The 25,494-nt window shown below is 61.3% G+C and carries 23 protein-coding genes; 16 read left to right on the top strand and 7 right to left on the bottom strand.

The features are described 5' to 3' along the window. Positions 1–65: 65 nt before the first annotated feature. Both VIO10_RS05055 and VIO10_RS05050 read right to left on the bottom strand, forming a co-directional pair. Positions 66–872 carry an enoyl-CoA hydratase/isomerase family protein gene (locus tag VIO10_RS05055; protein WP_331960312.1) on the bottom strand — a complete coding sequence of 269 codons (807 nt, stop codon included), beginning with the start codon at positions 870–872 and terminating at the stop codon, positions 66–68. A gap of 588 nt (positions 873–1,460) precedes the next feature. Then, a complete protein-coding gene (locus VIO10_RS05050) occupies positions 1,461–2,405 on the bottom strand; it encodes an alpha/beta hydrolase (RefSeq protein WP_331960309.1) in 945 nt (314 codons plus the stop codon). Positions 2,406–2,451: 46 nt separating this feature from the next. On the opposite strand from VIO10_RS05050, the gene VIO10_RS05045 reads away from it, so the two are divergent. From VIO10_RS05045 to VIO10_RS05030, 4 genes are all read left to right on the top strand, one after another. Continuing rightward, complete coding sequence (locus tag VIO10_RS05045) at positions 2,452–2,778, top strand: hypothetical protein (RefSeq protein WP_331960306.1); 327 nt, start codon at positions 2,452–2,454, stop codon at positions 2,776–2,778. 182 nt (positions 2,779–2,960) lie between these two features. Then, complete coding sequence (locus VIO10_RS05040) at positions 2,961–4,352, top strand: RHS repeat-associated core domain-containing protein (protein ID WP_331960303.1); 1,392 nt, start codon at positions 2,961–2,963, stop codon at positions 4,350–4,352. Positions 4,353–4,411: 59 nt separating this feature from the next. Beyond that, entirely contained in the window at positions 4,412–4,849 is a 438-nt protein-coding gene (locus VIO10_RS05035) for a hypothetical protein (protein WP_331960300.1), read from the top strand. A 351-nt stretch (positions 4,850–5,200) separates the two neighbouring features. Continuing rightward, positions 5,201–6,478, top strand: coding sequence for an RHS repeat-associated core domain-containing protein (locus VIO10_RS05030; RefSeq protein WP_414645318.1), 1,278 nt, complete (start codon positions 5,201–5,203; stop codon positions 6,476–6,478). Between the two features lie 697 nt (positions 6,479–7,175). On the opposite strand, the gene VIO10_RS05025 is transcribed toward VIO10_RS05030, so the two are convergent. Further along, entirely contained in the window at positions 7,176–7,937 is a 762-nt protein-coding gene (locus VIO10_RS05025; protein ID WP_331960297.1) for a hypothetical protein, read from the bottom strand. 132 nt (positions 7,938–8,069) lie between these two features. Here VIO10_RS05025 and VIO10_RS05020 point away from each other — a divergent pair, with 132 nt between their 5' ends. Next, on the top strand, positions 8,070–8,807 hold the full coding sequence (locus VIO10_RS05020) for a PaaI family thioesterase (protein WP_331960294.1): 738 nt from the start codon (positions 8,070–8,072) through the stop codon (positions 8,805–8,807). 118 nt (positions 8,808–8,925) lie between these two features. Here the strand turns inward: VIO10_RS05020 and VIO10_RS05015 are convergent, their stop codons facing one another. Beyond that, on the bottom strand, positions 8,926–9,360 hold the full coding sequence (locus VIO10_RS05015) for an STY0301 family protein (RefSeq protein WP_331960291.1): 435 nt from the start codon (positions 9,358–9,360) through the stop codon (positions 8,926–8,928). Positions 9,361–9,849: 489 nt separating this feature from the next. Then, entirely contained in the window at positions 9,850–10,023 is a 174-nt protein-coding gene (locus VIO10_RS05010; RefSeq protein WP_331960288.1) for a hypothetical protein, read from the bottom strand. A gap of 409 nt (positions 10,024–10,432) precedes the next feature. Between VIO10_RS05010 and VIO10_RS05005 the strand changes: the two genes are divergently transcribed. Then, the gene (locus VIO10_RS05005) at positions 10,433–11,842 is read left to right on the top strand and encodes an OB-fold domain-containing protein (RefSeq protein ID WP_331960285.1); all 1,410 of its coding nucleotides are present in this window, start codon (positions 10,433–10,435) and stop codon (positions 11,840–11,842) included. A gap of 18 nt (positions 11,843–11,860) precedes the next feature. Next, positions 11,861–13,045: an acetyl-CoA acetyltransferase gene (locus tag VIO10_RS05000; RefSeq protein WP_331960282.1), complete on the top strand. Its 1,185-nt coding sequence runs from the start codon at positions 11,861–11,863 to the stop codon at positions 13,043–13,045. Between the two features lie 411 nt (positions 13,046–13,456). Here VIO10_RS05000 and VIO10_RS04995 read toward each other — a convergent pair whose 3' ends face one another. Continuing rightward, positions 13,457–14,242: a hypothetical protein gene (locus VIO10_RS04995; protein WP_331960279.1), complete on the bottom strand. Its 786-nt coding sequence runs from the start codon at positions 14,240–14,242 to the stop codon at positions 13,457–13,459. Between the two features lie 127 nt (positions 14,243–14,369). Beyond that, complete coding sequence (locus VIO10_RS04990; protein ID WP_331960276.1) at positions 14,370–14,870, bottom strand: HigA family addiction module antitoxin; 501 nt, start codon at positions 14,868–14,870, stop codon at positions 14,370–14,372. A gap of 237 nt (positions 14,871–15,107) precedes the next feature. Between VIO10_RS04990 and kdpF the strand changes: the two genes are divergently transcribed. The 9 genes from kdpF to VIO10_RS04950 form a co-directional block, all read left to right on the top strand. Continuing rightward, on the top strand, positions 15,108–15,200 hold the full coding sequence (gene kdpF / locus VIO10_RS16200) for a K(+)-transporting ATPase subunit F (protein ID WP_349259225.1): 93 nt from the start codon (positions 15,108–15,110) through the stop codon (positions 15,198–15,200). Between the two features lie 25 nt (positions 15,201–15,225). Then, the gene (gene kdpA / locus VIO10_RS04985) at positions 15,226–16,953 is read left to right on the top strand and encodes a potassium-transporting ATPase subunit KdpA (RefSeq protein WP_331960273.1); all 1,728 of its coding nucleotides are present in this window, start codon (positions 15,226–15,228) and stop codon (positions 16,951–16,953) included. 16 nt (positions 16,954–16,969) lie between these two features. After that, complete coding sequence (gene kdpB / locus VIO10_RS04980; RefSeq protein WP_331960270.1) at positions 16,970–19,012, top strand: potassium-transporting ATPase subunit KdpB; 2,043 nt, start codon at positions 16,970–16,972, stop codon at positions 19,010–19,012. Positions 19,013–19,022: 10 nt separating this feature from the next. Next, complete coding sequence (gene kdpC / locus VIO10_RS04975) at positions 19,023–19,625, top strand: potassium-transporting ATPase subunit KdpC (protein WP_331960267.1); 603 nt, start codon at positions 19,023–19,025, stop codon at positions 19,623–19,625. Further along, positions 19,626–20,786 carry a sensor histidine kinase KdpD gene (locus VIO10_RS04970; RefSeq protein WP_331960264.1) on the top strand — a complete coding sequence of 387 codons (1,161 nt, stop codon included), beginning with the start codon at positions 19,626–19,628 and terminating at the stop codon, positions 20,784–20,786. Beyond that, positions 20,783–22,570: a sensor histidine kinase gene (locus tag VIO10_RS04965; protein ID WP_331960261.1), complete on the top strand. Its 1,788-nt coding sequence runs from the start codon at positions 20,783–20,785 to the stop codon at positions 22,568–22,570. The genes VIO10_RS04970 and VIO10_RS04965 overlap by 4 nt, the downstream gene beginning before the upstream one ends. After that, positions 22,570–23,901, top strand: coding sequence for a sigma-54 dependent transcriptional regulator (locus tag VIO10_RS04960; RefSeq protein WP_331960258.1), 1,332 nt, complete (start codon positions 22,570–22,572; stop codon positions 23,899–23,901). The genes VIO10_RS04965 and VIO10_RS04960 overlap by 1 nt, the downstream gene beginning before the upstream one ends. Before the next feature lie 55 nt (positions 23,902–23,956). Further along, positions 23,957–24,898, top strand: a complete 942-nt coding sequence (locus VIO10_RS04955) for an aldo/keto reductase (protein ID WP_349259228.1) — start codon at positions 23,957–23,959, stop codon at positions 24,896–24,898. Between the two features lie 265 nt (positions 24,899–25,163). Continuing rightward, on the top strand, positions 25,164–25,494 hold a 331-nt coding region (locus tag VIO10_RS04950), incomplete at its 3' end, for a hypothetical protein (protein ID WP_331960252.1).

Raw genomic sequence — 25,494 nt, 5'->3', positions numbered from 1 at the left:
TCCTTCGGCCGTGGCACGCGCGACCGCGAGCTTTGCGCCACGGCGTTTACGACTCATCCAGAGATTTATTTTCCCTGAAATTTGGGCTTGCGCTTTTCTGCGAAGGCAGTCGCCGCCTCGCGATGGTCTTCGGTGTTAAAGCTCATCATCTCATACGCGATCGACGCGTCCAGAATTAAATTGACCTGCTGCTTGAGCCACTTGTTCACCGCGAGCTTGGTCCATCGGATCGCCCAAGTCGGGCCGTCGGCCAATTCGCGGGCGATTTCCCCGGCCTTGGATAGCACCTGGTCTGCCGGCACGGCGTAGTTGACCAGCCCCATTTTGGCTGCGTCGGAACCGCTGATGAACGTCCCTCGCATCAGGAATTCCTTGGCCCGCGCCGGCCCGACCAGCAGCGGCCAGATCACCGCGCCGCTGTCGCCGGCAACGATTCCAACCTTGACGTGGGTATCGGCGATCCGCGCGGTTTCAGAGGCGACGATAACGTCCGACAGCAGCGCGATATTCGCGCCGAGGCCCATCGCGTCGCCATTGACCGCGGCTATGATCGGCTGCTCAACGTCGAGCAGGTTCTGGATGATCCTGCGGCCCGCCGCGGCGATCTTGAGCGTCCACTTTCTGCCTTCCTCAGTGCCCCAGCGCGCCGCCATCGCCTTCACGTCGCCGCCCGCCGAAAAGGCCTTGCCCGCGCCGGTCAGCAAAATCGCGTTCACTTCCTCGTCGTTGGCAAGGTCGATCCAGATGGTTTCAAGTTCGTCGTGTAGTTCGGAATTGACCGCGTTAAGTGCTTCAGGCCGGTTCAGGGTCACGGTGGCGAGCTTGTTCTCCCTCTCGACCTTGATGCATCGATACTTTGCATAATCAATCATGACGATTGCCTTCTCTCCTGATGCTCTCGGGGCTCATCTCCGGAGCAGTCCGCTACATCTGATGCCATCGGGAACATCGCGTGACCCTGCTCTCGGCTCTGGAGATGCGAGCGGGCGGCAGACGCTAGTGCGCCAATTGACTCAGGCAGCTTCGGTTACAGGCAGCGCGTTCAGGCCACCGGGAGCATCCGTCCATGCGGAGTCTGTTCATCCCGACCGCCGACGTCATCGCAGCGTACGCGGCGTCGACCGTGACCTGGGCGGGCTCGCCATTATCAGGGCAGGTCACCTCCTTGGGTTTTCTGAAGTCCGCGAAGACGCTCAACCCGACGGGTAAAAGGACGTAGCTGATACCGATTGCAGCGATAGCGCCGAGAGTGACCAAGGTATCCATAGGTCATACCTCCTGTTGATGCGAGCGGGGCGAGATCAGGTGCGCATTAATCGTACCGATCTTCGGCGACCTGACCTGTGCCTACTCTGACGTGTCGCAAAAGTCGAGCGCGCCCCATGTCCCGCGCACAAACACCTTGCAAAGGGAGAGCGTATCGGGACCGCAAGGCGCGCGGTAAGCGGGGAGGGCAGGGGCTAGCGGGCGAAGGCCACCCTCAAGGCGTCGGCGGCTTGCCGCAGGCCCTCTTTACCCTTGTCGAGCGCGTCGGCAAGGCTGATGAAGGCGTGGGTCACGCCTTCGTAGCGCGTACAGGTTACTTTGACGCCGGCGGTGATGAGGCGCTCGGCGAATCGCTCGCCTTCGTCGCGCAGCGGATCGTGGCTGGCAGTCAGGACGAGCGCGGGCGGCAGGCCCTTCAAGTTTTTCGCCCGCAGCGGGCAGGCGTAGGGATTGTTTTTTTCCGCGCCGGGGTCGAGGTAATTTTTCCAGAACCATTCCATGTCGGCGCGCGACAGCGCGTAGCCGTCGGCGGCGAATTCCTTCTGCGACGGCGTGTCGAGTGCGCAATCGGTGACAGGATAAAGGAGCAACTGGAAGTTGATCGCGGGACCGCCGCGATCGCGCGCCATCATCGAGACCACCGCGGCCAGATTTCCGCCCGCGCTGTCGCCGCCGACCGCGAGCCGCGACGCGTCCGCGCCAAGCGCGGCCGCGTTTTCGGCTACCCACCTCGTGGCCGCGTAGCAATCCTCGGCGCCGGCCGGAAAAACGTGCTCGGGCGCGAGCCGGTAATCGATCGACACGACCACGCATCCCGCACCGTTGGCGAGCGCGCGGCAGACCGGGTCGTGACTCTCCAAATCTCCGAGCACCCATCCGCCGCCGTGGAAATAGACCAGCACGCCCATCGGCGCGCTGCCCTCGGGGGTGTAAACCCGCGCCGCGATTTGACCGTCGGCGCCCGCAATGCGGCGATCCTCGACGCGATAGATGGCAGGCGGCGGGGCCAGATTCGCCTCGACCAGCGCGCGCATCTTGGCCCGCGCCTGCTCGGCAGTTTCCGCGCGCAGGAACATCGGACCGGCCGCGTTGAACGCGTCGAGTATGGTTTTCATCTGGGGATCGAGGGTGCTTGCCATGCGAGATCATTAAGTTACGCGGGGCTGATAGGCAAGCGCCGTCGCCGTGGCGGGATCGTTCACCTCGGGCGGGAGCACCACCGCCTGGGTGCCGCTGCTCGATGCGTCGGGCTCAACACTCGGGCTGGTGAATGCAGCAAATGTGGACGCGGGACCGGCGACGACATACACTTACGATCCGTCAGGGACGCCGACGGTGAGCGGCGCGGCGAACAACTGGCCGTTTCAGTACCAGGGCATGGAGCACGAATTCATCGACCCAGGCCGGCTTTACTACGGCGGCGGAGGGCAGTTCTACAATCCGCAGATTCAGCGCAGCCTGTCGGAGACCGGCGCCACCGGCATCAGCGGCGCTGGGCCCGTGAGCGGGTGATCTCATTCCGTTTACGGGTTCAGCGATAGATTTCGCAAGCACAGGTTTGGAACAGTTCGATCAGAATAATAACTCTGGAGGAGGATCTGGAGGCGGAATGTGCGAGGAAGGCAAACCCGACCCCGCGCCCAATCCCGACTGTCTGCCTGGCATGGCCTGCGGATGCCCGCCGCCGACAGACGATGACGGTCGCGGGGCAGCCGCAGGTCTCCTACGCGTGGGACAACGCGAACCGGCTGACTGGGCTCACCCAGGGGAGCACCTCGGTGTCGCTCAATTATGACAACGCGAATCGCAGAACGAGCCTGACGCTGCCCAACGGCATCGTGGTGGCGTACACTTACGACAGCGACTCGCACGTGAAAGGAATGGCTTGGACGCTGGCGGGGAATCCGGTGGGAGATCTCGAATACAACTACGACGCCGACGGGCGGGTGATCGGGAAGACCGGGAGTTTCGCGCAGACCAACCTGCCGCAGCCTGTGACAGGCAACACGTTCAACGCGGACAACGAGATGACCGCTTTCAACGGAACGCCACTGAACTACGACGCGAACGGTAATCTAACCGATGACGGGACCAACACCTACACTTGGGACGCGCGCAATCAGTTGACTGCAATGAGCGGCGGAGCGAATGCAAGCTTTATCTACGACGGGTTCGGACGCCGGATGAGCAAAAATGTGGCGGGAAACACCGCCCAGTTTCTCTACGACCGGCTGAATCCGGTGCAGGAAATCCAAGGAGGCACGCCCACCGCGAATCTGCTGACCGGGCTCAGAATCGACGAGCGCTTCCAGCGCACAGACCCCGCCGGCACGGCGAACCTCCTGACCGACATCCTCGGCAGCACACTGGCGCTGACGGATTCGACCGGCGCGATCCAGACCCAGTACGCCTACGAGCCTTTCGGCAACGGGACCTCGATCGGTGCGGCAAGTACAAATTCCTATCAATATACCGGCCGCGAAAACGACGGCACCGGCCTGGATTACTACCGGGCCCGCTACTACAGCCCGACGTTCCAGAGATTCATCGCGCAGGATCCGATCGGAATTCGCAGCGGCGACTTGAATTTATATGCGTATGTCTCCAACAGCCCCCTTAACTGGATAGATCCGTCGGGACTGATAATCAATGTGATCGGAGGTCCTGTCGAACAAGGCGAGTACAATCAAGCGACATCATATCTCAGTCAAGATCCCGGGATGAACCAAATCATTCAAGATCTCAATACCTCCTCGATTATTTACAATATCATGTTTAACAACAATAGTGTCGATTCCTATGACTCGTGGAACCATATAATCCAGTGGGATCCTCACTCCGGAAATCGTTGTACGAATAAAGGTAGGCAGAGCCCGGCCTTGATGCTCGGCCACGAAATGGCTCACGCTGACAATAGCCTCTTGGACCAGTTGACGGGTTGGATTCCCTCCGACCAATACGACAATTGGGAAGAGGAGCGCGTCATCACCGGTCCCGAGAGTAGCGCGGCCGATACGTTGGGCGAAGACACGCGCACTGATCATGGTGGTAGCCCTTACTGGGTCCCTGGTCCGACCTCCAGGTAGGCATGAAATCACGAGCGTTAGTTTGGTTTACGGTGGTCTGCATGCTTTTGCTAGTCTGTGTGGAAGCTAAGGCAGGGGGCGATCAAGCTCAATCGGTAGTTAATGCGATAGAGAAGGCCTTGGAAAACTATCAAGTTTTCAAGGTCGAAATCGTGCAGGTGCCCGGATATGTGGAGTCGCCAATACGAATCGACTCTAAGCGATTAGAAGATCACTTCGTCTATAAGGTCACAATAGGTGATATCAGAGGAAATCCCTATCGAACGGATCTCGTGGCGGCACTGAAATCTTTGACCACTGAAAGTCGGGAAACGCCCGTGGACCTACGGTGGGGCCTTATATTTTACAACGAAGATGGAACAAGAGCCGGGTCAATTTATTTCGACAGGAGCGGTCGCCACGGGGCAGTCAATGATGAGCCGATGAATTTCGACGGGATTTGGTCAAATTCGCTTTTTAATTGGCTCAAAGACAATTTCGGAAGCTGCTTGCGCTGATGGACGCCCGGTGGCGACTAGCCCCTACGGGATCACTCAGGGTACTTCCTCTGTCTCCTCTTCCGAGGCAAGGGTAACCTGACTCAGCATACCGATCGCCGCGGCAAGGTTACGGCCTACCAGTACGACGGACTCAACCGCCGCATCTTCGCGGGCTTCGGCAAGAGCGGCAGCAGCTACGAGAGCACGGTTTCCTACAGTTGGGATGGCGGCGATCGCCTGACCGGGGCGACCGACTCGATTGCGGGAACGATCGCACGGACGTACGATCTGCTGGATAACCTCACCGACGAGCAGACCCAGCAAGGCGAGGTCAGCTATACATTCGACGCAGCCCACCGACGGCAGACAATGACGGTCGCAGGACAACCGCAGGTATCCTACGCCTGGGATAATGCGAACCGGCTGACTGGAATTACCCAGGGAAGCACGTCGGTTTCACTGAACTATGACAACGCGAACCGGCGCACATCGCTGACGCTGCCCAACGGCATCGTGGTGGCGTACACTTACGACAGCGACTCGCACGTGAAGGGAATGACCTGGACGCTGGCGGGGAATGCGGTGGGAGACCTCGAATACAACTACGACGCCGACGGGCGCGTGATCGGGAAGACCGGGAGTTTCGCGCAGGTCGTGCTGCCGCAGCCTGTGACGGGCAACACGTTCAACGCGGACAACGAGATGACCGCTTTCAACGGAACACCGCTGAGCTACGATGCCAACGGCAACCTGGGGAACGATGGTACGAATACGTATGCGTGGGATGCGCGCAACCATCTGGCGGGGATGACCGGGTCGAGCACGGCCGGCTTTGTGTACGATGCGTTCGGAAGGCGCGCGCAGAAGACGGTCAATGGCGCTTCGACCCAATTTCTGTATGACCGGTGGAATCCGGTCCAGGAAGTCCAGGGAGGCACGCCGAGCGCGAATCTGCTGACCGGGCTCAGGATCGACGAGCGCTTCCAGCGCACAGACCCCGCCGGCGCGCGCGACTATCTGACCGACATCCTCGGCAGCACACTCGCCCTGACCGATACGACCGGCGCTATCCAGACCGAATACGGCTACGAGCCTTTCGGTAGCACGACTACTAGCGGCGCGTCGAACGGCAATTCTTATCAGTTCACCGGCCGAGAAAACGACGGGACGGGCCTGGACTACTATCGGTCCCGTTACTACAGCCCGACGTTGCAACGTTTCATCGCGCAGGACCCGATCGGTTTCGCTGGCGGCGACCCGAATCTCTATGGGTATGTACGCAACGATCCGGTTAGCCTTCGCGATGGGTACGGAAGAGGCCCGATAGGCTATGGAATTGTTTTTGGCGGTTGTTTAATTGCGGGCATTATCGACTATCTACAGATTTCTCTCGAAATAGATCAACTAGCCGTGAACGTTAACAGCCTTAATCGGGACATTGGCAATCTGTGGGACCAAGTCAATAACACTGATGACCCCGATCAGATCGTAGACCTGAAGTGCAAGATCGATAAGAAAGAGGCGCAAAGACTGAACGACATAAAGCAGGAGGTATCTCTTAGAGAGGACATGGCTATTACAGGAGGCATTGGGGCCGTAGTATGTGGCGCTGGGGGATATGCTGTGGGGGTTCTTTCTCCATTATGAAGCCGCTTTTCCTCATCCTTTGCTCGAACGGCATGAGACCTTTTCTACGTGCCGGCATAGCTCTCGGGCTCCTCAGTATCGCTTCTTACATGCTTCTGGGCTTTTTGTTGTACCGAGCAGCGCCTCCGTTTCCGAGGGAGTCGTTCAGGCGGCTTCCGATCCGGACGAGGTTCTTCATCTTGCTCCCTTTGACCAAGGGCTGGCAGGATGAGGTCGCTCCGGGACACATCGAAGCGATCCGGAAATACCGAAGAATTGCACTTACCTTGCAATTGGCATTTTATAGCATTTTTGCAATAGAGTTTGGCTATTATGTTATCTTGGGCCATTGGTTGTTCGTAATGGTGGCCAGCGGGCAATGCCAGGGCTAGGCGCAGGCTTTTCCCTCCCGAAAGCTCCATCTGGAGCAGAATTGGAGCGGCTGCGAGAATTGCTGTCGAATTGATGCGATGAAATGAAGCGGGCTGCAATCAGAACCATCTGGAGGGGATGACCGGGTCGAGCACGTCCGGCTTTGTGTACGATGCGTTCGGAAGGCGCGCGCAGAAGACGGTCAATGGCGCTTCGAGCCAATTTCTGGATGACCGATGGAATCCGGTCCAGGAAATCCAGGCAGGTGCTCCAAGCGCCAATCTGCTAACGGGGGGTCGGCTCGACGCTTGAGTGCTGTGGCAAGGTCGCGCCAATGCGCGCGGGGCTAATTCCCGAAGCGGTGAAAGTCCGCGCGCCAGTGCGCGCGGAACCAGGGCTCGCCGTCGCGCGTGCCGTACACGTCGGCGTTGACCATCATGTCGTCGCCGCCGATGCGGCAGTCGAGGTTGGTGGTTTCGTCAACCGCGAACGTTGCCGTCGGTGACCAGGCGTCGGCGCGAGCTCTGTATTCGTCGAAATGCAAGCGCGCGCGCATCGACGCGTAGGCGCGGCCGTCGGTCGCGATCGGCGCCACGCTGCCATGCGGATTTATAATCTTCTCGCTCGGCGCGACGCCGGTCTCGGTAAACGTGAGCGTGAACGGCTGATCGCCGACGCGTTTGTAGCATAGCCGGTAGATCTTCGGGGTCCAGAAACCGATTTTGTGTGCGCCCGGTTCGCGCCTGATCCAATCGAGTTGATTCACCTGTCCCTCCCAGCATCCGCGGAACACCGCAGGCAGAGCAGGAAGCGCTTGCGCCGTCATCGGCGCGGCGTTCACGGGAGCAGGCGGGGGAGGTGGGACGGCTTGGGGCGGCGCGGGCGCAGGCCTCCACAATTCCTGCGGCAGCAGTTGAATCGTGTCACCGTTATCGGCCCCGGAGGGCGCCCACGTGGTCGGCGGCGGCGCCGGACGCGGTGGAACGTACGGCTGATTCTGCTGCGCGGGTCCGGGAACCTCGAGGATTGTTTGCGCGCGCGCGGATCGAATCCCAATCGAAGCCAGTCCGCAGGCGAGCGCAAATAATATAAGGGTACGGGTCCGCATCGCTGGTTCCCATATATTATACTCGAAGACGTGCTGTTGCGTTTCAGCGACTGCGCCGTAGATTGACCGCGAAGCGACAGCTACCATCGGGAAAAGTTCGCAGCAGTTTCCGATCGATGTCGGCTGAGGAAGATGAGCGATCAAAATGTGAATTTCGAAGCCGCGTGGGCGATCAGCCAGGCGCCAGCGACCGGACGCCGCGCCCAGGCGCATCGATTGGCCAACGCGATGCGCCGCGTGATCGACCATTTGGTGCAGGTCGCCGCGCCTGAGGAAGACTTGTCAGCCGCCGCCGACGCGTTGGAGCGCTACGCCCGGCGGTTGTCGAAATATCCGATCTCGCGCAGCTACGAGGGGTTTGCCGAGAGCGCCAACGCCGGCGACCCGCGTGCGTTCTTCGATCACAGCCCGCTGATCGGAATCGCAAATCCGCTTGCGCCGCCGATTCGGCTGGCCGTGCTCGGCGACAGGGTCGAGGGGCGCGGGACCTTCGGCGTCGCATATGAAGGTCCGCCGGGGCACGTGCACGGAGGATTTCTCGCCGCCGCGTTTGACGAAGTGCTTGGAATGGCGCAGTCGCTGACGGGTAATCCCGGCATGACGGGGACGCTTACGATTCGTTACCGGCGGCCGACGCCGTTGCTGACCGAGCTTACCTTCGAGGCGTACGTCGATCGCGTCGAGGGGCGCAAGATATTCACCCACGGAACGCTGTCAGCGAACGGTCTGCTGACGGCGGAAGCCGAGGGACTGTTCATCGCAGTCGGCCAGGAGCGCTTCGCCGCGATGGCGGCGCTGGTCACCGCTCGCGCAAATTCGGCGGATGAAAAAAATCCGCGGGAAAGACCGCTCGCGAGAAGTAAGGATTAGGCAGTAGCCGGCGGGAACCTGTAGCAAGGACTACTCAGTGGAGTATGCGCGGCGTTATCGCATCTACCGCGATATACTATCGAGAGAGTAATAGGATCGCCGATCGATTGGCGATTGGCTATTCGCAGTTCACGCGCTTGACTACACGGCGGCCCTCGCCGCCGAAGCGAACGTTGCGCTCGTAGGTTACCTCGCAGCGCGAGACATTCACCGGCAAGCGCCGGAAGACCTGCGCCGTGGTATTCGCATACTCGCACTGCAGCCAGTAACCGCGATCGCTTTTCGCCAATTTCCAGGTTTGGATGACGGTGTCGCTGGTCGTTTGCTCGCGGTCGGGCACCAGCGATGCTTGCTCGGCGGGTGGACCCTCGAAGATAGTGACGCCCGCAATCGCGGTATCGTACCCGGAGTAAGTAACGGTCCAGTCCGGAGCCGGCGCCGAGGTTTTCTGTTCGACGGCGAGGGTCGGAGGGCAAGTCGCCTGCGCGCACGCGAGATGCGGCGCCGCAATCGCGCACGCGAACGCAATCAGGTTGAGCGCAAGTCGCTTCATCTCGCACCTCCCCGGCCCGGGTGTGAGTTTAGAATGCGGCGCGAGGAAAAACGAGTGCGGGGCGGAGCCACGAACACAATTCGCACTCCGCCCCGCAGACGGGCAAAGCCGCTTGCGGCGCCGCCGCCGGATGCAGGTATGGCCGGCCGGGACTACCGCTCGGCCCTTGGTCTCTTGTAGTAGGGCTTGGCGGGGCCCGCGATTATCACAATCGCAATAGCCACTCCCGCCAGCAAAGATACTGCTTCCATCATCATGATCATGTTCCTAACTCACTTTCGCGCGCGCGGATCTCGCGATCGATCCAACCGCGCGCGATTTCAGCTCGATTGTCCTTTGCCTCGCCGAGCCGCACGTGCGAATCGCTCATGCGTTCGTGCCGCGACGCGCGCATCTGTCAAGGAAGCAACTCGAGAACGCTTCGGGAAGCCGATCGAAGTCGATTCGCTCGACCGGGTCCTTCCCCTGCGTGATATGCGATGCGTCGATTTAGAGGCCCACGAACGAGAGAACGATGTACGCCAGCGTCAGGAATGCGAACGTCACCCCGGGCAATTCGCTGAGCAGACTGTTTTGCGCAATACGATCGGCAGCGGCAGTCTCGGTCTGCTCCCTTATCTGCTGAAAGCCTGCGAGTCTCTGATTAACCGTGGTAGCAGCCATCTTCCTCACCTCCCGTAAAAGTTCGCCGTCAGCAGAGGTGGAGCAAGGCTGATGCCAAGGACCCGAGCGTTCATTTCATTGGACAATTTTCGACCGATGCAGTCTTTACTCTTTGCGATTCGCAAAAAGTTAGCAGCGAGTCGCGAATCCCCCGCCATTTGCATAGCGCCCGCCGCTCGACTCGGCTCACCAATGCGAAGCAGCCGAGCGACTGCATGCAGCGCGATCGCGTCGTCAAGATTGCGGCTATTGTTACGAACGCGTTGCGGCCGCCATCGCATCGCGACGGCTCCCACGGCGCATGCGACGGCCGAGGTCGAGCAACGCGTAGGCGTCGCTCATAGCCGCCCGACGCCCGAGCGCCGGTTTGGGTTGACGGCGCCGCTCGACTCGGCCTTTAATGCCGGTCATGGCTGGAATTGTTTCTTACGGTTCATACGTTCCGTACCGACGCCTCAAGCGCTCCGCGATCGCCGCCGTCCTCGGCACACCCGCCGGCAGGGGCGAGCGCGCAATCGCGAGCTTCGACGAAGACAGCGTATCGATGGCGGTCGAGGCGGTTCGCGATGCGCTGAAAGCGGCGCCGCCCGGCGACGTGCAGGCGCTCATCTTCGCAACTACGACGCCGCCATACGCGGAAAAACTCAGCGCCGCGGTGATCGGCGCAGCCGCGATGCTGCCGGCGGAAATTCGCGCATCGGATATGAGCGGTTCGGTCCGCGCCGGATTGTCCGCCCTGCTGCAGGGCTCCGATGCGATCGGCGGCGGCGCCAAGCGCGCGCTCGTCGCCATCGGTGATTGCCGGCTGGCGGCGCCCGAGGGCAAGGCCGAGCAGACGACCGGCGACGGCGCGGTCGCCTTCGTGCTCGGTGCGCAGGACGTGATCGCCGAAATCGAGGCGAGCGCCTCGCTGACGCGCGAGTTCCTGGACAGCTGGCGCGCGCAGGGCGAGCGTTTTTCGCATTCGTGGGAAGAGCGCTTCACCCTGACGCAGGCGCATTCTCCGCTGCTCGGCACGGTGATCAAGAACGTGCTGGAGAAGGCGAAAGTCGCGCCGGGCGATCTGTCGAAGGTAATACTCGACGCGCCCAACGTCCGCGCGGCCGACGAAATCGCGCGTGCGCTCAAAATCGACCCGGCCAAATTCTCCGATTCATTTGCCTTGACGGTCGGACAAACCGGCGCCGCGCACGCGGGCCTGATGCTCGCGGCCGCGCTGCCGTCGGCAAAGCCGGGCGACCGGATACTCGTCGCGACGGTGGCCGACGGCGCCGATGCGATTTTGCTCCGCGTCACGCCGGCCAACGCCGGCTTCAAGCCGGTGCGTTCTGTCGGCCGCATGATCGAGTCCAAGGGCGACGTGTCTTACGCCAACTATCTCAAGTGGCGCGAAATTCTGCCCACCGAGCCGCCGCGACGCCCGGATCCCGACCGGCCGGCGGGACCGCCGATGATGCGCTCGGAGAAGTGGAAGTTCGGCTTTATCGGCTCGCGATGCACCAACTGCGGGACGCCGCAGCTTCCACCGCAACTGGTCTGCGTGAAATGCCATCAGCGCGGCAAGATGGAGCCCTATGGATTCGCCGACCGTACCGGGAAAATCGCCACCTACGCCATCGATCGCCTCGCCTATTCTCTGAATCCGCCGACTGTTAACGTCGTGATCGACTTCGTCGGCGGCGGCCGCTTCCTGTGCGAGATGACCGACTGCGAACCCGACAAGGTCGCGATCGGCGACGAAGTCGAAATGACGTTTCGCCGGCTGTTTACCGCCGCCGGCGTCAACAACTATTTCTGGAAAGCGCGCCCCAGGCGTTAAGGCCGAGGAGAACCACCAATGGCAAGCAAAGGAATCAAGGACCGCGTCGCGATCGTCGGGATGGGATGCACCAAGTTCGGTGAGCTTTGGGACAAGGGGACGGAGGACCTGCTGGTGGATGCCGCGTACCAGGCCTATGAGTCGGCGGGCGTCGAGCCCAACGACGTCGACGCGTACTGGCTCGGCACCATGGGGTCGGGAATCTCGGGCCTGACGCTCTCCGAGCCGCTCAAGATTCAGTACAAGCCGGTCACTCGCGTCGAGAACATGTGCGCGACGGGATCGGAGGCGTTGCGGCAGGCGTGCTACGCGGTCGCGTCGGGCGCGTTCGACATCGCGATGGCGATCGGGGTCGAGAAGCTCAAGGACTCAGGCTACTCGGGATTGGTGATCAACAATCCGCCCAACGACGGCACCGAGGGCAGCATGACGGCGCCCGCGTCGTTCTCGCTGCTGGCGCCGGCGTATTTCAAAAAGTACGGACTCGACCCCGACAAGGGCAAGGACGTGCTGACGCGGATCGCGTGGAAGAATCACAAGAACGGCGCGAAAAATCCCAAGGCGCAGTTCCAGAAGGAAGTATCGCTCGAGGCAATCAAGAACTCGCCTAAGATTGCCGACCCGCTCGGAATCATGGATTGCTCGGGCGTGTCCGACGGCTCCGCGGCCGCGATCGTGGTCCGCGCCGAAGACGCGCACAAGTACTGCAAGAATCCCATCTACATAAAGGCGCTCTCGTTCATCGCGGGGCCGGCGGAAGGACCGCTGTCGCAGGACTACGATTTCACGACCTTCCGTGAAGTCGTCGCCAGCGCCAAAGACGCGTACGCGCAGGCGGGCATCACCAATCCTCGCGAACAAATCAGCATGGCCGAGGTCCACGACTGCTTCACGCCCACCGAACTCGTGCTCTACGAGGATTTCGGCTTCAGCCCGCGCGGGACCGCATGGCAGGACGTGATGGACGGGTTTTTCGATCTCGAAGGCAAGCTGCCGGTCAATCCGGACGGCGGTCTCAAGTCGTTCGGTCATCCGATCGGCGCGTCGGGCCTGCGCATGATGTACGAGATGTGGCTGCAGCTGCGCGGTGAGGCGGGACCGCGTCAGATCAAGAATCCGAAACTCGGATTGACGCACAATTTAGGCGGCGCGCCGGGCCGATGCGTCAGCTTTGTGTCGGTGGTCGGCAGCCAGATCGGCTAGCCGCGTCGTCATTCTGAGCGGAGAATCCCGGATCTTTGCGGAGCTGTTAGAACGGCCGGCATCGCCGAATGCCGGCCGTTTTCGTTTTTTTCCACGACGATGCGCAACGCCGCTCCATTACTCAAACGAATAGCCACTGCAGCAGTAGTGTTAGTATGTATCTATTACGTCGGCGAATTTATTTCAGTTAAGTATCGAATTCCCGCCAGCCGAGAGCCTTTCGGAACCGTGCAGATCAACAAGTTCTACGCAGTGCCTCAGAAGAGCGGCAAGACCGAATTCGAACCGGGCGAGCCTGAGGCTCAGACCTGCGTTAATTCGATATTCCCGCACCTGGGTTACAGTCCGTGCTGGTACGTCCGACGGCACAAAAACCAGCAGATAAATCTCTGAACGGCGGGCGTGTTTTGGTTACGGCCGTTCTTCTCGATCCGGACCGTTCGTGCCGTCAGGGTTATCCATGTGGTCGAGCCACTTTTGAATCATTTCTTGGGCTCCGGGCTTCTTCACGTCGCGAAAACACTCGCCGCCGTCGAACCCGATGTACCCTGGAGCAGGAACGAAATAGTGGTACAGGACCTCCGTAATCGGCCACTTGTGAGGGTGCATCTGATAGTCCGGATAGCGCTTCTTCCGAAGACTCTCGATGGGTTCAATGAGCATATCGAGGAAGGCTTGCTTGATTACGACTCGCTGTTCATCGGTTTCGGACTGTTCTTCGGCGCCATTGAGGTAGTCTTCCACGATGTTGCGAGGGCGCGTTGACCCGGAGCTCGTTATGCCCTCCCGATTCATCTCGTCTAACCATGCATGGATCGCTCGTTGCGCCTCCGGCTTTTTCATATCATCAAAAAACTTGCCGTCTCCGATCGTCATATCCTGGCGCTTGGGCACAATGTAACGCTCCAGGATCACGGTTATCGACCAAGCGTCCGGACGCATCTCATAGTCCGGATAAGTCTTTTCGCGGAGTTTCTTGACCGGCAGATCGAGCATGTCGGTCAAGGCTTGTTTGAGTACCTGCCGATGATCCTCCCCGCGCGTGTTTTCTGTTGCGCCATCGAGGTATTCAGCGACACTGTTATTTGAATCGCTCGACTCTGACGCTGTCGCATTGCGGGCGTGATCTGCATCGAGAAGCGTGCCTGCAATCAACAGAACGGTCGAGAGCAAGATTGCGTGGAATCTGTCGCTCATCTGATTTTTGGGGCTACCGGATAACATTACACCCCATTCAAACGGCGCAGATTCCGCCGCTAACTCTCAGTCAACATACTATCACAACAGCCGGTTGAATCGTTATTCCGCCGCGGCGGCTGTTCTTTCAGGCTGCTCGCTCACGAGGGCGAACCTCGCGATCAATCCGAGCCGCCAGCTTGTCCTTAGTGTTCTCCAAATCGTAACCCGCCTGCAGATTGATCCAGAACTGCGGCGAGGTCCCGAAGTATCGGCCAAGCCTTAGTGCGGTGTCGGCGGTGATTGCGCGCTGGCCCGCGACGATCGCGTTGATCCGATTGCCGGGCACACGCAGCGCCAACGCAAGCTGATTCATGCTGAGACCCAGCGGCCTCAGGAATTCCTCGCTAAGGATCTCGCCGGGATGAACCGGCGGAATTTCTCTCTTTTGTCGTGCCATAGTGGTGTTCTCTCTAATGATAATCGACGATCTCTCGGAAAGAAAATCGAGAGGTTTGCGGATCGCGTGTCGGCAATTTCGATGAAATTTGCATTGAAAAGCATGGTGCATTTTGAAATGCCGTGCGACTGAAGGATGCAAAAACCCTTGTGGAATCTGCGTTTCCGCATTGGCACGCGTGGTGCTCATAATCCCGTCGCAACAGACGGGACGGAGGCATAGCCGTTCAAAAGTACCGGACGGATCGGACGGCCACGCTGCCTGGTTACGGCCGGAACACTCTTGTCGCTCCGAACTGCGTCCGCACTAACAAGCCGCATTAAACTTTACTAAGTCGGGAAGCATTATGTGGGATTTGATTTCAATTTTCGGGAGCATCGCCTTTTTTGCGATCGCGATCGCCTACGTTTGGGGGTGCGACAATTTATGAGCCCGGTTGAAACGATTCTCGGCGGGGTGTGCGCCGTGTTGCTGGGCGCTTACTTGATTTACGCGTTGATCCACCCGGAAAGATTCTGAACCGCACTAGCCGGTACATACCTACATGCTATCCAATTCGGTTATTCAGCTCATTGCGTTTTTCTTGATCGTCACGGCGATCAGCGTGCCATTGGGCCTGTACATGGCGCGAGTGTTCTCCAATGAGCGCACCTTTCTGGACCCGGTGCTCTCGCCAATCGAGAGATTGATCTACAGGGTCTGCGGGATAAACCCCGGCGTCGAGATGGGCTGGGCGGGATACGCGGTGTCGATGCTCGCGTTCAGCCTGATCTCGATGATCTTCCTGTACGCGCTGCAGCGGCTCCAATATTACCTGCCGCTGAATCCGCAGGGCCTGGCCGGGGTGCCGGCGGGACTTGCCTTCAACACCGCCGCAAGCTTCACCACCAATACCAACTGGCAGGCATACTCGGGCGAGCAGACGCTGAGTTATCTGACGCAGATGGTCGGGCTCACGTCGCACAACTTTCTCTCGGCGGCGGCTGGAATCGCGATGGCGGCGGCGGTGATTCGCGGATTCGCGCGGCGCAGCGCCAAGACGATCGGTAACTTCTGGGTCGATCTCATTCGCGCGACGTTGTGGGTGCTGATTCCGATCTCCGTCATCTTCGCACTGGTTCTCGTTTGGCAGGGTGTGCCGGACAACTTCAGTCCGTATGTAAATGCGACGACGCTCGAGGGCGCTTCGCAGACGATCGCCGAAGGGCCGGTGGCCTCCCAGGAAATAATCAAGGAGCTCGGCACCAACGGCGGCGGCTTCATGAACGCCAACTCGGCGCATCCGTACGAGAATCCGACGCCGCTGACGAACCTGATCGAGATGCTCGCGATCTTCTCGATCGGCGCGGGCCTGACCCACACCTTCGGCAAGATGGTCGGCGACCGGCGGCAGGGATGGGCGCTGTTCGCGGTGATGTCGATTCTGTTTCTCGCCGGTGCGGCCACAGCCATCCGGGCTGAGCAACACGGCAACGCGCAATTCAGCAAGATCGGAATCGATCAACATGCCTCCGCAACGCAAAGCGGCGGCAACATGGAGGGCAAGGAAGTCCGCTTCGGAATCGTCGAGTCCGCGCTGTGGGCGACCGTGACCACCGACACCTCGTGCGGCGCGGTCAACTCGATGCACGACAGCTACACGCCGCTGGGCGGGCTGGTGCCGATGGTCAACATGCAGCTTGGCGAGGTGATCTTCGGCGGCGTCGGCTCGGGACTTTACGGAATCATCGTGATGGCCGTGCTGGCGGTGTTCATCGCGGGCCTGATGGTGGGGCGGACGCCCGAGTACCTGGGCAAGAAAATCGAAGCGCGGGAAATGAAGCTCGCGATGCTCTACGTGCTCATCTTTCCCGCCGTCATTCTGATACCGACTGCGCTCGCAACCGTCTTGCCCGCGGGCCTATCGGGGATTTCCAATCCGGGGCCTCACGGCTTCTCGCAAATCCTGTACGCGTACACGGAAGCGGGCGCGAACAACGGCTCCGCATTCGGCGGGCTCAACGCGAACGTGCCCTTCTACAACGTGTCAATCGCGATCGTGATGCTGCTCGGCAGGTTCATGATGGCGATCCCGGCGCTTGCGATCGCGGGCTCGGTCGCGGCCAAGAAATCCACCGCCGCCAGCGCCGGCACTTTCCCGACCGACGGCGTGCCGTTCGTGTTCCTGCTGATTGGGGTAATCGTGATCGTCGGCGCGTTGACGTTCTTCTGCGCCGTCGCGCTCGGACCGATCGTTGAGCAACTGCTGATGACGTCCGGGAAACTCTTCTAGGTCCGGTGTTTCAACCATGAGTGATCGCAAGGCTCCCGCACTTTGGAATCGCGAAATCGTCTCGCGCGCGGCGATCGAATCGTTCGTCAAGCTCGACCCGCGCCTGATGATCAGGAATCCGGTGATGTTCGTGGTCGAGGTCACCAGCGTGCTGGTGATGTTCACGCTGGCTGGCGACACGCTGGCTCATCGGATGGCGCTGGCCGGGTTCGAATTTCAAATCGCGCTCTGGCTGTGGTTCACCGTGCTGTTCGCAAATTTCGCCGAGGCAATGGCGGAAGGCCGCGGCAAGGCGCAGGCCGATAACCTGCGCAAGACTCGGACCGAAACCCAGGCCAAATTGGTCATCGAAGGCGGCCAGACGAAACTCGTGCCGGCCGCGCAGCTCCGGCGCGGCGACATCGTAATGGTCGCCGCCGGCGACGTCATTCCGGGCGACGGCGAAGTTATCGAGGGCATCGCCGCGGTTAACGAGGCCGCCATCACCGGCGAATCCGCGCCCGTGATTCGCGAAAGCGGCGGCGATCGCAGCGGCGTAACGGGCGGGACCACCGTGATCTCCGACTGGATCAAGGTGAAGATCACCGCCAACCCGGGCGAGACCTTCCTGGACCGCATGATCGCGCTGGTCGAGGGTGCGCAGCGTCAGAAGACGCCCAACGAAATTGCACTCAGCATACTGCTGTCCGGCCTCACGATCGTTTTCCTGCTCGTCATTGTTACGCTGTACCCGTTCGGGCTGTATGGCGGCACGCGGCTGGCGCTGCCGGTGCTGGTGGCGCTGCTGGTATGCCTGATTCCGACGACCATCGGCGGATTGCTCTCGGCGATCGGAATCGCGGGGATGGATCGGCTGGTGCAGCACAACGTTCTGGCGATGTCGGGCCGCTCGGTTGAAGCCGCCGGCGACGTCGATACTCTGCTGCTCGACAAGACCGGAACCATCACGCTCGGAAACAGGATGGCGGCGGAGTTCATCCCGGTGCAGGGCGTGGAAACGCGCGAACTCGCCGAGGCCGCGCAACTCGCGTCGCTTGCCGACGAGACCCCCGAAGGACGCTCGATCGTCGTGCTGGCCAAGCGCGAATACAACTTGCGCGGCCGTGAACTCGGCGAGGTCGGCGCCACCTTCATACCGTTTTCCGCGCAGACCAGGATGAGCGGCGTCGACATCGGCGGGCGGCGAATCCGCAAGGGCGCTGCCGAACAGATCGTACATTTCGTCCAGGATAATCGCGGCACGCCGCCGCCGGACTTGAAGGCAATCGTCGAGCGGATCGCGCGCAGCGGTGGGACTCCGTTGGTCGTCGCGGACGCGTCGAAGGCGCTTGGCGTGATTCATCTCAAAGACATGGTCAAGGAAGGAATCCGCGAGCGCTTCGAGCGGCTGCGTGCGATGGGCTTGCGCACCGTCATGATTACCGGCGACAACCCGCTGACCGCGGCGGCGATTGCCAAGGAATCGGGGGTGGACGACTTCCTGGCCGAGGCCACTCCCGAAACCAAGCTGCGGCTGATTCGCGAGGAGCAGAACCAGGGCAAATTGGTGGCCATGATCGGCGACGGCACCAACGACGCGCCCGCGCTCGCGCAGGCCGACGTCGGGATCGCGATGAACGCGGGCACCCAGGCCGCGCGCGAGGCCGGCAACATGATCGACCTCGACTCGAATCCGACCAAGGTGATGGAAGTCGTCGAGATCGGCAAGCAACTGCTGATGACGCGCGGCTCCTTGACGACGTTTTCGATTGCCAACGACGTCGCCAAGTACTTCGCGATCATTCCGGCGCTGTTCATCGTGGAATATCCGGAGCTGCAGCGGCTCAACGTGATGCATCTGGCGACGCCGCAGAGCGCGATTCTGTCGGCGGTAATTTTCAACGCGCTGATCATAATCGCGTTGATACCGCTGGCGCTGCGCGGCGTGCGCTACCGTCCGGTGGGCGCGGCCGCGATTCTAACCCGCAATCTTTTCATCTACGGCGGCGGCGGCGTGATTATTCCGTTCATCGGCATCAAGGCCATCGACATCGTAATCACGGCGCTCCATCTCGCCTGAGGTCAAATCCGTGCGAAACTTCATAACCGCACTCGCCGTAACCGCCCTGCTCACCGTGCTCACCGGCATCGTCTATCCTCTGGCGGTATGGGGCATTGCGCAGACGATTTTTCCGACCCAGGCGGGCGGTAGCCTGGTCGTTGCGGGCAACCAGGTTGTCGGCTCCAGCCTCATCGGGCAGAATTTTTCGTCGGCGCGCTATTTTCAGAGCCGGCCTTCCGCCGCGGGTGACAAGGGCTACGACGCCGCCAACTCGAGCGGCTCGAATCTCGGGCCCACCAACAAGGCGCTGATCGACGCGGTCAAGTTGCGGCTGAAGAACTTCATCGAGAGCAATCCCGCCAGCAATCCGCGCCAGGTTCCAGTGGACATTGTGACGGCTTCAGGCAGCGGCCTCGATCCCGAGATAAGTCCGGCCGCCGCCGGCCTCCAGGTGGCACGGGTTGCCCACGCGCGCGGCATAAGCGAAGATCACGTGCGGCAGTTGGTTGCCGAGAACACGCGGCCGCGATTTGCGGGAATCTTCGGCGAGCCCGGCGTAAACGTGCTGCTGCTGAACCTGGCCCTCGATCGCGCCGCGGGAAGTCGTGGCGGAACAACTCCCGGGACTTGAATGGACGATGAAAAACGGCCTGAGCCCGAGGCCTTTCTCGATCTTGTGCCCCAAACTCAACGGGGACGGCTCAAAGTATATATCGGCGCCGCCGCGGGTGTAGGCAAAACATACAGGATGCTCGAGGAGGCGCATCAGCTCCGCGATCGGGGAGTGGATGTCGTGCTTGGCTTCATTGAAACGCATCACCGCCGCGAGACGGAAGAGCGGATTGGCAACCTCGAGGTGGTCGCGCGCCGCAAGATTTCGTACCGCGAAGTTACGCTCGAAGAGATGGACGTCGATGCGATCATCGCGCGCAAGCCCGAGGTTGTAATCGTAGATGAGCTTGCGCATACCAACGCCCCCGGCTCGCGCCACGAAAAGCGCTACCAGGACGTCGAGCAGATCGTCGCTACCGGCATCGACGTGATTACCGCGATGAACATCCAGCACGTCGAAAGTCTCAACGCGCTGATGCGGCGCATCACCGGCATCGACGTGCGCGAGACGGTGCCCGATTCGATGCTGGCGCGGGCCGATCAAATCGTTAACATCGATGTGCCGGTGGAAGCGCTGCGCGAACGACTGCGCGAGGGGAAGATTTACCCGCAAGCGCAGATCGAACAGGCGCTGAAGAATTTTTTCAAGCCGAGCAATCTTGCCTCGCTCCGTGAACTGGCGCTGCGCGAGGTCGCGCGCAGCCTGGACCGCCAGCGCCTCGACCGCGAGTCGCTCAAGCGCGAGGGAGGCCGCCACGCGAACGTGATCGAGCGAATCATGGTTGGAATCTCGTCCAACGCCGCCGACACCGGACAGCTGCTGCGCAAGGCTTCGCGCATCGCCGGACAGCTCAACGCCGAATGGTTCGCCGTGCACATCGAGACGCCCGCCGAGTCGGTGAAAAATATCGGCACCAGCGATTTCGTCGCGCTGCTCAACAACATCAATGTCGCCAGCGACCTTGGCGCCGAAACCGTGTGGCTGAAGTCGGACGATGTGGTCAAGGCGTTGATCGACTTCGCGCACGACAAGGGGGTGACGAAGCTAATCGTCGGCCGGACTCATCAGCCGCGATGGCGGCGGTGGCTCAAGGGCGACGTGCCGGCGCGGCTGGCTGCGGACGCACGGGACCTAGACGTGGAAATCGTCGCGACCGACGAACGGGAGGAATCGCGATGAGCGCGCCGTCGCTGCAACGCCAAATTCGCAACGGTACCTTGCTGCTGCTGGCATTGGTCGTTGTGCTGGGACTGTACACGCTGCCGCGGGTCTATTCGCTTGGCGGCGCAATCCGCGAGACCCTCTATCGCAACTACATCAGCATCGAGGCCGCACAGAACATGCACGCCGCGCTCACGACGCTTCAGGTCGCCGAGCACGACGGCCGCGCCAAGGACGTTCTGCCCGGGGCGCGGCAAAATTTTCTGCAGTGGATCGACGTCGAGAATCACGACTTTACTGAAGTTGGCGAGCCGGAACTCGCTGCCGATATCGCCCGGCGCGGCAACCATTTGTTCGCCGGCATCGCCGCCGCGCCGCCCGGCACGTTTCACGATCGCGAATTTGCCGAATTGAGCGGCCGCCTCGACGATCTGATCGCGATGAACAAGGCCGCCATGTTCCGCGCGGACAGCCGCTCGGTAAAGCTGGGCCGGCGGCTGGCGTACGAATTCGCCGGCGGGCTTGCGCTGGTGCTGCTGGTGGGCGCCGCGATCTCGTGGGCTCTCGGATGGCGGCTGTCAAAGCCGCTGACGGAACTCGCCGAGCGGCTGCGCGGAATCAGTCAGCGCAAGTCGCAGGTGCGGCTTGGCCCCCAGCCGCTGGCCGAGCTCGAAGCGGTCGCGCGCGAATTCAACCAGATGGCGGAGCGACTCGAGCAGTACGACAAGCTCAACGTCGAGCGGCTGGTTTACGAAAAGAGCAAGACCGAAGCGATCATCGAAAGCCTCGAAGACGGGGTCGTGCTAATCGACACGGAAGGAATCGTTGCGCACATAAATGAGATCGCGTCGCTGATCCTCGGCGTCGATCTTCAGGACGCACTCGGCAGCCCGTTCGACGATCTCAGCAGCAACCATCCTCATTACCTGCGCGTTCGCGATGCGCTGCGCACACTGCAGAGGGCCGGGCCGGAGGGCCAGCGCACTGAAATCGATCTTCACGTTCGCGGCCGCGAGCATTCCTACGTGCTGAAGTCCGTCCCGCTTCATCATACGGTCGGCAAGTCGCTTGGGACGCTGCTGATTCTGCAGGACGTGACGTACCTCCGCGATCAGGATCGCGCCCGCACCAACCTGGTCGCCACCCTGTCGCACGAACTTAGGACCCCGCTCACCTCGCTGGCGCTGTCGGCGGAGCTGCTGAGCCGCGATATGCCGGGTACAAATCCGAAGAGCAGCGAACTGCTGCAGGTAATCCTCGAAGAATGCTCGCGGATGCGTCAGCTTACCGACAACCTGCTCAATCTCGCGCGCGGCGAGATACCGGCGATCGCCGTTGCGCAAAAGCGTCTCGATCTTGCCCGGCTGACGGCAGACGTGACCAGGCGCTTCGCAATCCAGGCGCGCGAGAAGCACGTCGAGATCGAGGAGCACATCGAATCGGTGCCCGAGATTATCGGCGACCCGGTCAAGCTTTCGTGGGTGATTTCAAACTTGCTCGGCAACGCGCTGCGCTACACCCCGGCCGGAGGAACTATCAAAGTGTCGACGCTCGACGCCAAGCAGGCCACGCGGCTGGAAGTCACCGACTCGGGGCCCGGAATTCCGCCCGAGCTGAAAAACTATATTTTCGAGCGTTTCGTGCAGTACGGTTCCGACGGGCTCGAAAAGGGATCGGCCGGGCTGGGTCTGTCGATCGTCAAGGAAATTGTCGAGGCCCATGGCGGCAGGATTTTCGTCGAGAGCGCCAACTCTCACGGCTCGCGATTCATCGTCGAAATTCCCGCCGCACAGGGGATCTGATGGCCAAACTGCTCATTGTCGATGACGAGCGCAATATCCGGCGAAGTCTCGTTTCGTTTTTCGAGTCGCTTGGCCACGAGGTTCGCGCGGCCGAGAACGGCACGCAGGCCGTGGCCATCCTCGCCGAGACGCAGTGCGACCTGGTTCTGACCGACTACCGAATGGCCGAGATGAGCGGGCTGGAACTGCTCCGCGAGATCAAGCGGCGCGCACCCGAGTGCCTGGTAATTCTGATGACCGCTTATGCGACGGTTGAAAATGCGGTCGAGGCGATGAAGTCCGGCGCGTACGACTATGTCACCAAGCCGTTTTCGCTCGAACAGATTCAGCACACCGTCGATCGCGCGCTGCAGGTCAGGGTCCTTCAAGCGGAAAATCGCGCACTGCGCAGCGCCATCGACGAGCAGCCGCTGCTCGACTCGCACAGCCCCGCGATGCAACGCCTGCTCGAAACAGCCCGCCAGGCCGCCGCCAGCGACGCGACGATTCTGCTCACCGGCGAGAGCGGCACCGGCAAGAACGTTATCGCGCGGCAGATCCATCGATGGAGCCCGCGCCAGGGCAAGCCGTTCGTCGTCGTCAATTGCACCACGCTCTCGGAAGAACTTCTGGAGAGTGAGTTGTTCGGGCACGTCCGCGGCGCGTTCACCGGCGCGATCAAGGACAAGCCCGGGCGGCTCGAGGCGGCCAACGGCGGGACGGTTTTCCTCGACGAGATTGCCGACTTGACGGCGACCCTGCAGACCAAGTTCCTGCGCTTCCTGCAGGATCAGAACTTCGAGCGCGTCGGCGGCGAACGCACGATTCACGTCGATGCGCGAATAATCGCGGCGTCCAATCGCGACCTCGAGTCCGAAGTCGCCGCGCATCACTTTCGCGAGGATCTCTATTACCGCCTCAACGTCATCACGCTTCGCGTGCCTCCGTTGCGCGAACGGCGCGAGGATATTCTGCCGCTCGCGCAGTGGCTGCTGAACGTCGCCGCCGTGCGCAATTCGCATCCCGGCCTGGCATTTTCACCCGGAGCGACCGCGGCGCTCACGCGCTATCGATGGCCCGGAAATGTGCGCGAACTTCGCAACGCGATCGAACGCGGCACCGTCCTGATGCACGGCGACACGATCGCGCCCGATGACCTGCCCGATTCGCTGTTTCACGATTCGACCGAGGCGCTCCGCGGCATCCCCAATGCTGCCAGCCTCGATGAGGTCGAGCGCGAGCACATCGCGCGCGTGCTCGGCGCCAGTGCTACGCTCGAAGAAGCCGCCGACACGCTCGGCATCAACGTCACGACGCTGTGGCGCAAGCGTCGGCGCTACGGAATTGAATAGTCGCAGGCGGCCGTCGCTGGCGGGATGCCGAAGCCGCACGCCGAAAGGAGCAATCGTGGAATATCGCAAGCTTGGCAACTCGGGACTCAAGGTTTCGGCCGTCGGACTGGGATGCAACAACTTTGGCATGCGATGCGACGCGGAGCAGACGCGCGCCGTGGTGCATCAGGCGCTCGACGACGGCATCACGCTGTTCGACACCGCCGACATCTACGGCAATCGGGGCGGCTCCGAAGAGCTGCTCGGCAAGGCGCTCGGAGATCGCCGTGGCGAGGTCGTCGTCGCGACCAAATTCGGCATGGCGATGGGCGACGGTCCCTACCTGCGCGGCGGGTCGTACCGCTACATCATCGCGGCCGCCGAGGCGAGCCTTAAACGGCTGGGCACTGACTATATCGATCTGTATCAGATTCACGCCCCGGACGCGGAGACGCCGCAACAGGAAACTCTCGAGGCGCTGAACGATCTCGTTCGCGCCGGCAAGGTCCGCTACATCGGATGTAGTAACTTCGCCGCGTGGCAGACCGTCGATGCGCTCTGGATATCGCGCAGCCGCGGACTTGTCTCGTACATTTGCGCGCAAAACCAGTACAACTTGCTCGACCGCCGCATCGAGCGCGAGCTCGTCCCCGCATGCCGCCAGTTCGGAGTAGGTATCCTGCCCTACTTTCCACTGGCTAGTGGATTTCTGACCGGAAAATACCGGCGTGGCGCCGAGCCACCAAAGGGCACCCGGCTTTCTCTGGTGCAACGGATGGCGCAGCAGGCCCTCACCGACGAAAACTTCGCGACGCTCGAACGGCTCGAGAAATTCGCGAGCAGCCGCGACCACACGATTCTCGAGCTGGCCGTGGGATGGCTCGGGTCGCAGCCGGAGGTTTCCAGCGTAATTTCCGGCGCGACCAGCCCCGAGCAGGTCACCCAGAACGTGAAGGCGGGAAATTGGAAATTGTCCGCCGAGGAACTGGCCGAAGTCGACAAGCTCACCCGCCGCTAAGCGACAGGGTTGCTCCGGTCAATCGCCGCGATAAGTGGACCGGCGTCGGCGATCCTCTATTTGTAGTTAACATGAAGCGGCCTCGCCGTCATAAGGACCGGCGAGGCCATTCGATCTGAGTATCGGAAGCGATACGCCTGCTCAGGCCGTATCGCTTCTGCGATTATTTCTTCGCTTCGCGTACTCCGCTCTGGTGCCCACCGCCCTGGTGGCCGGCACTCGCTTGCTTGTTCTGTTCAGGCCGTTGGCGAGACGACTGCTGCTGATGAGTCGCCTGCTGATGCGCGGCCTGCTGCGGACGCGCCTGCTGCTGGCGAGACGACTGCTGCTGATGAGTCGCCTGCTGATGCGCGGCCTGTTGCGGACGCGCCTGCTGCTGGCGAGACGACTGCTGCTGATGAGTCGCCTGCTGATGCGCGGCCTGTTGCTGGCGTGCGGCCTGCTGATTGCGAGTCGCCTGGTTCTGTTGCTGGTGCACCGCTTGCTGGTTGCGATTTTGCTGATTCTGCTGGTCGCGTGCAGCCTGCTGCTGCTGACGTGCGGCCTGCTGATTGCGAGTCGCCTGGTTCTGTTGCTGGTGCACCGCTTGCTGGTTG

Origin of the sequence: Candidatus Binatus sp. (genome assembly GCF_036567905.1) — a bacterium.
GTDB lineage: Bacteria > Desulfobacterota > Binatia > Binatales > Binataceae > Binatus.
Note: the sequence above shows the minus strand (reverse complement) of the source record. Positions and strands in the feature narration are given on the sequence as shown.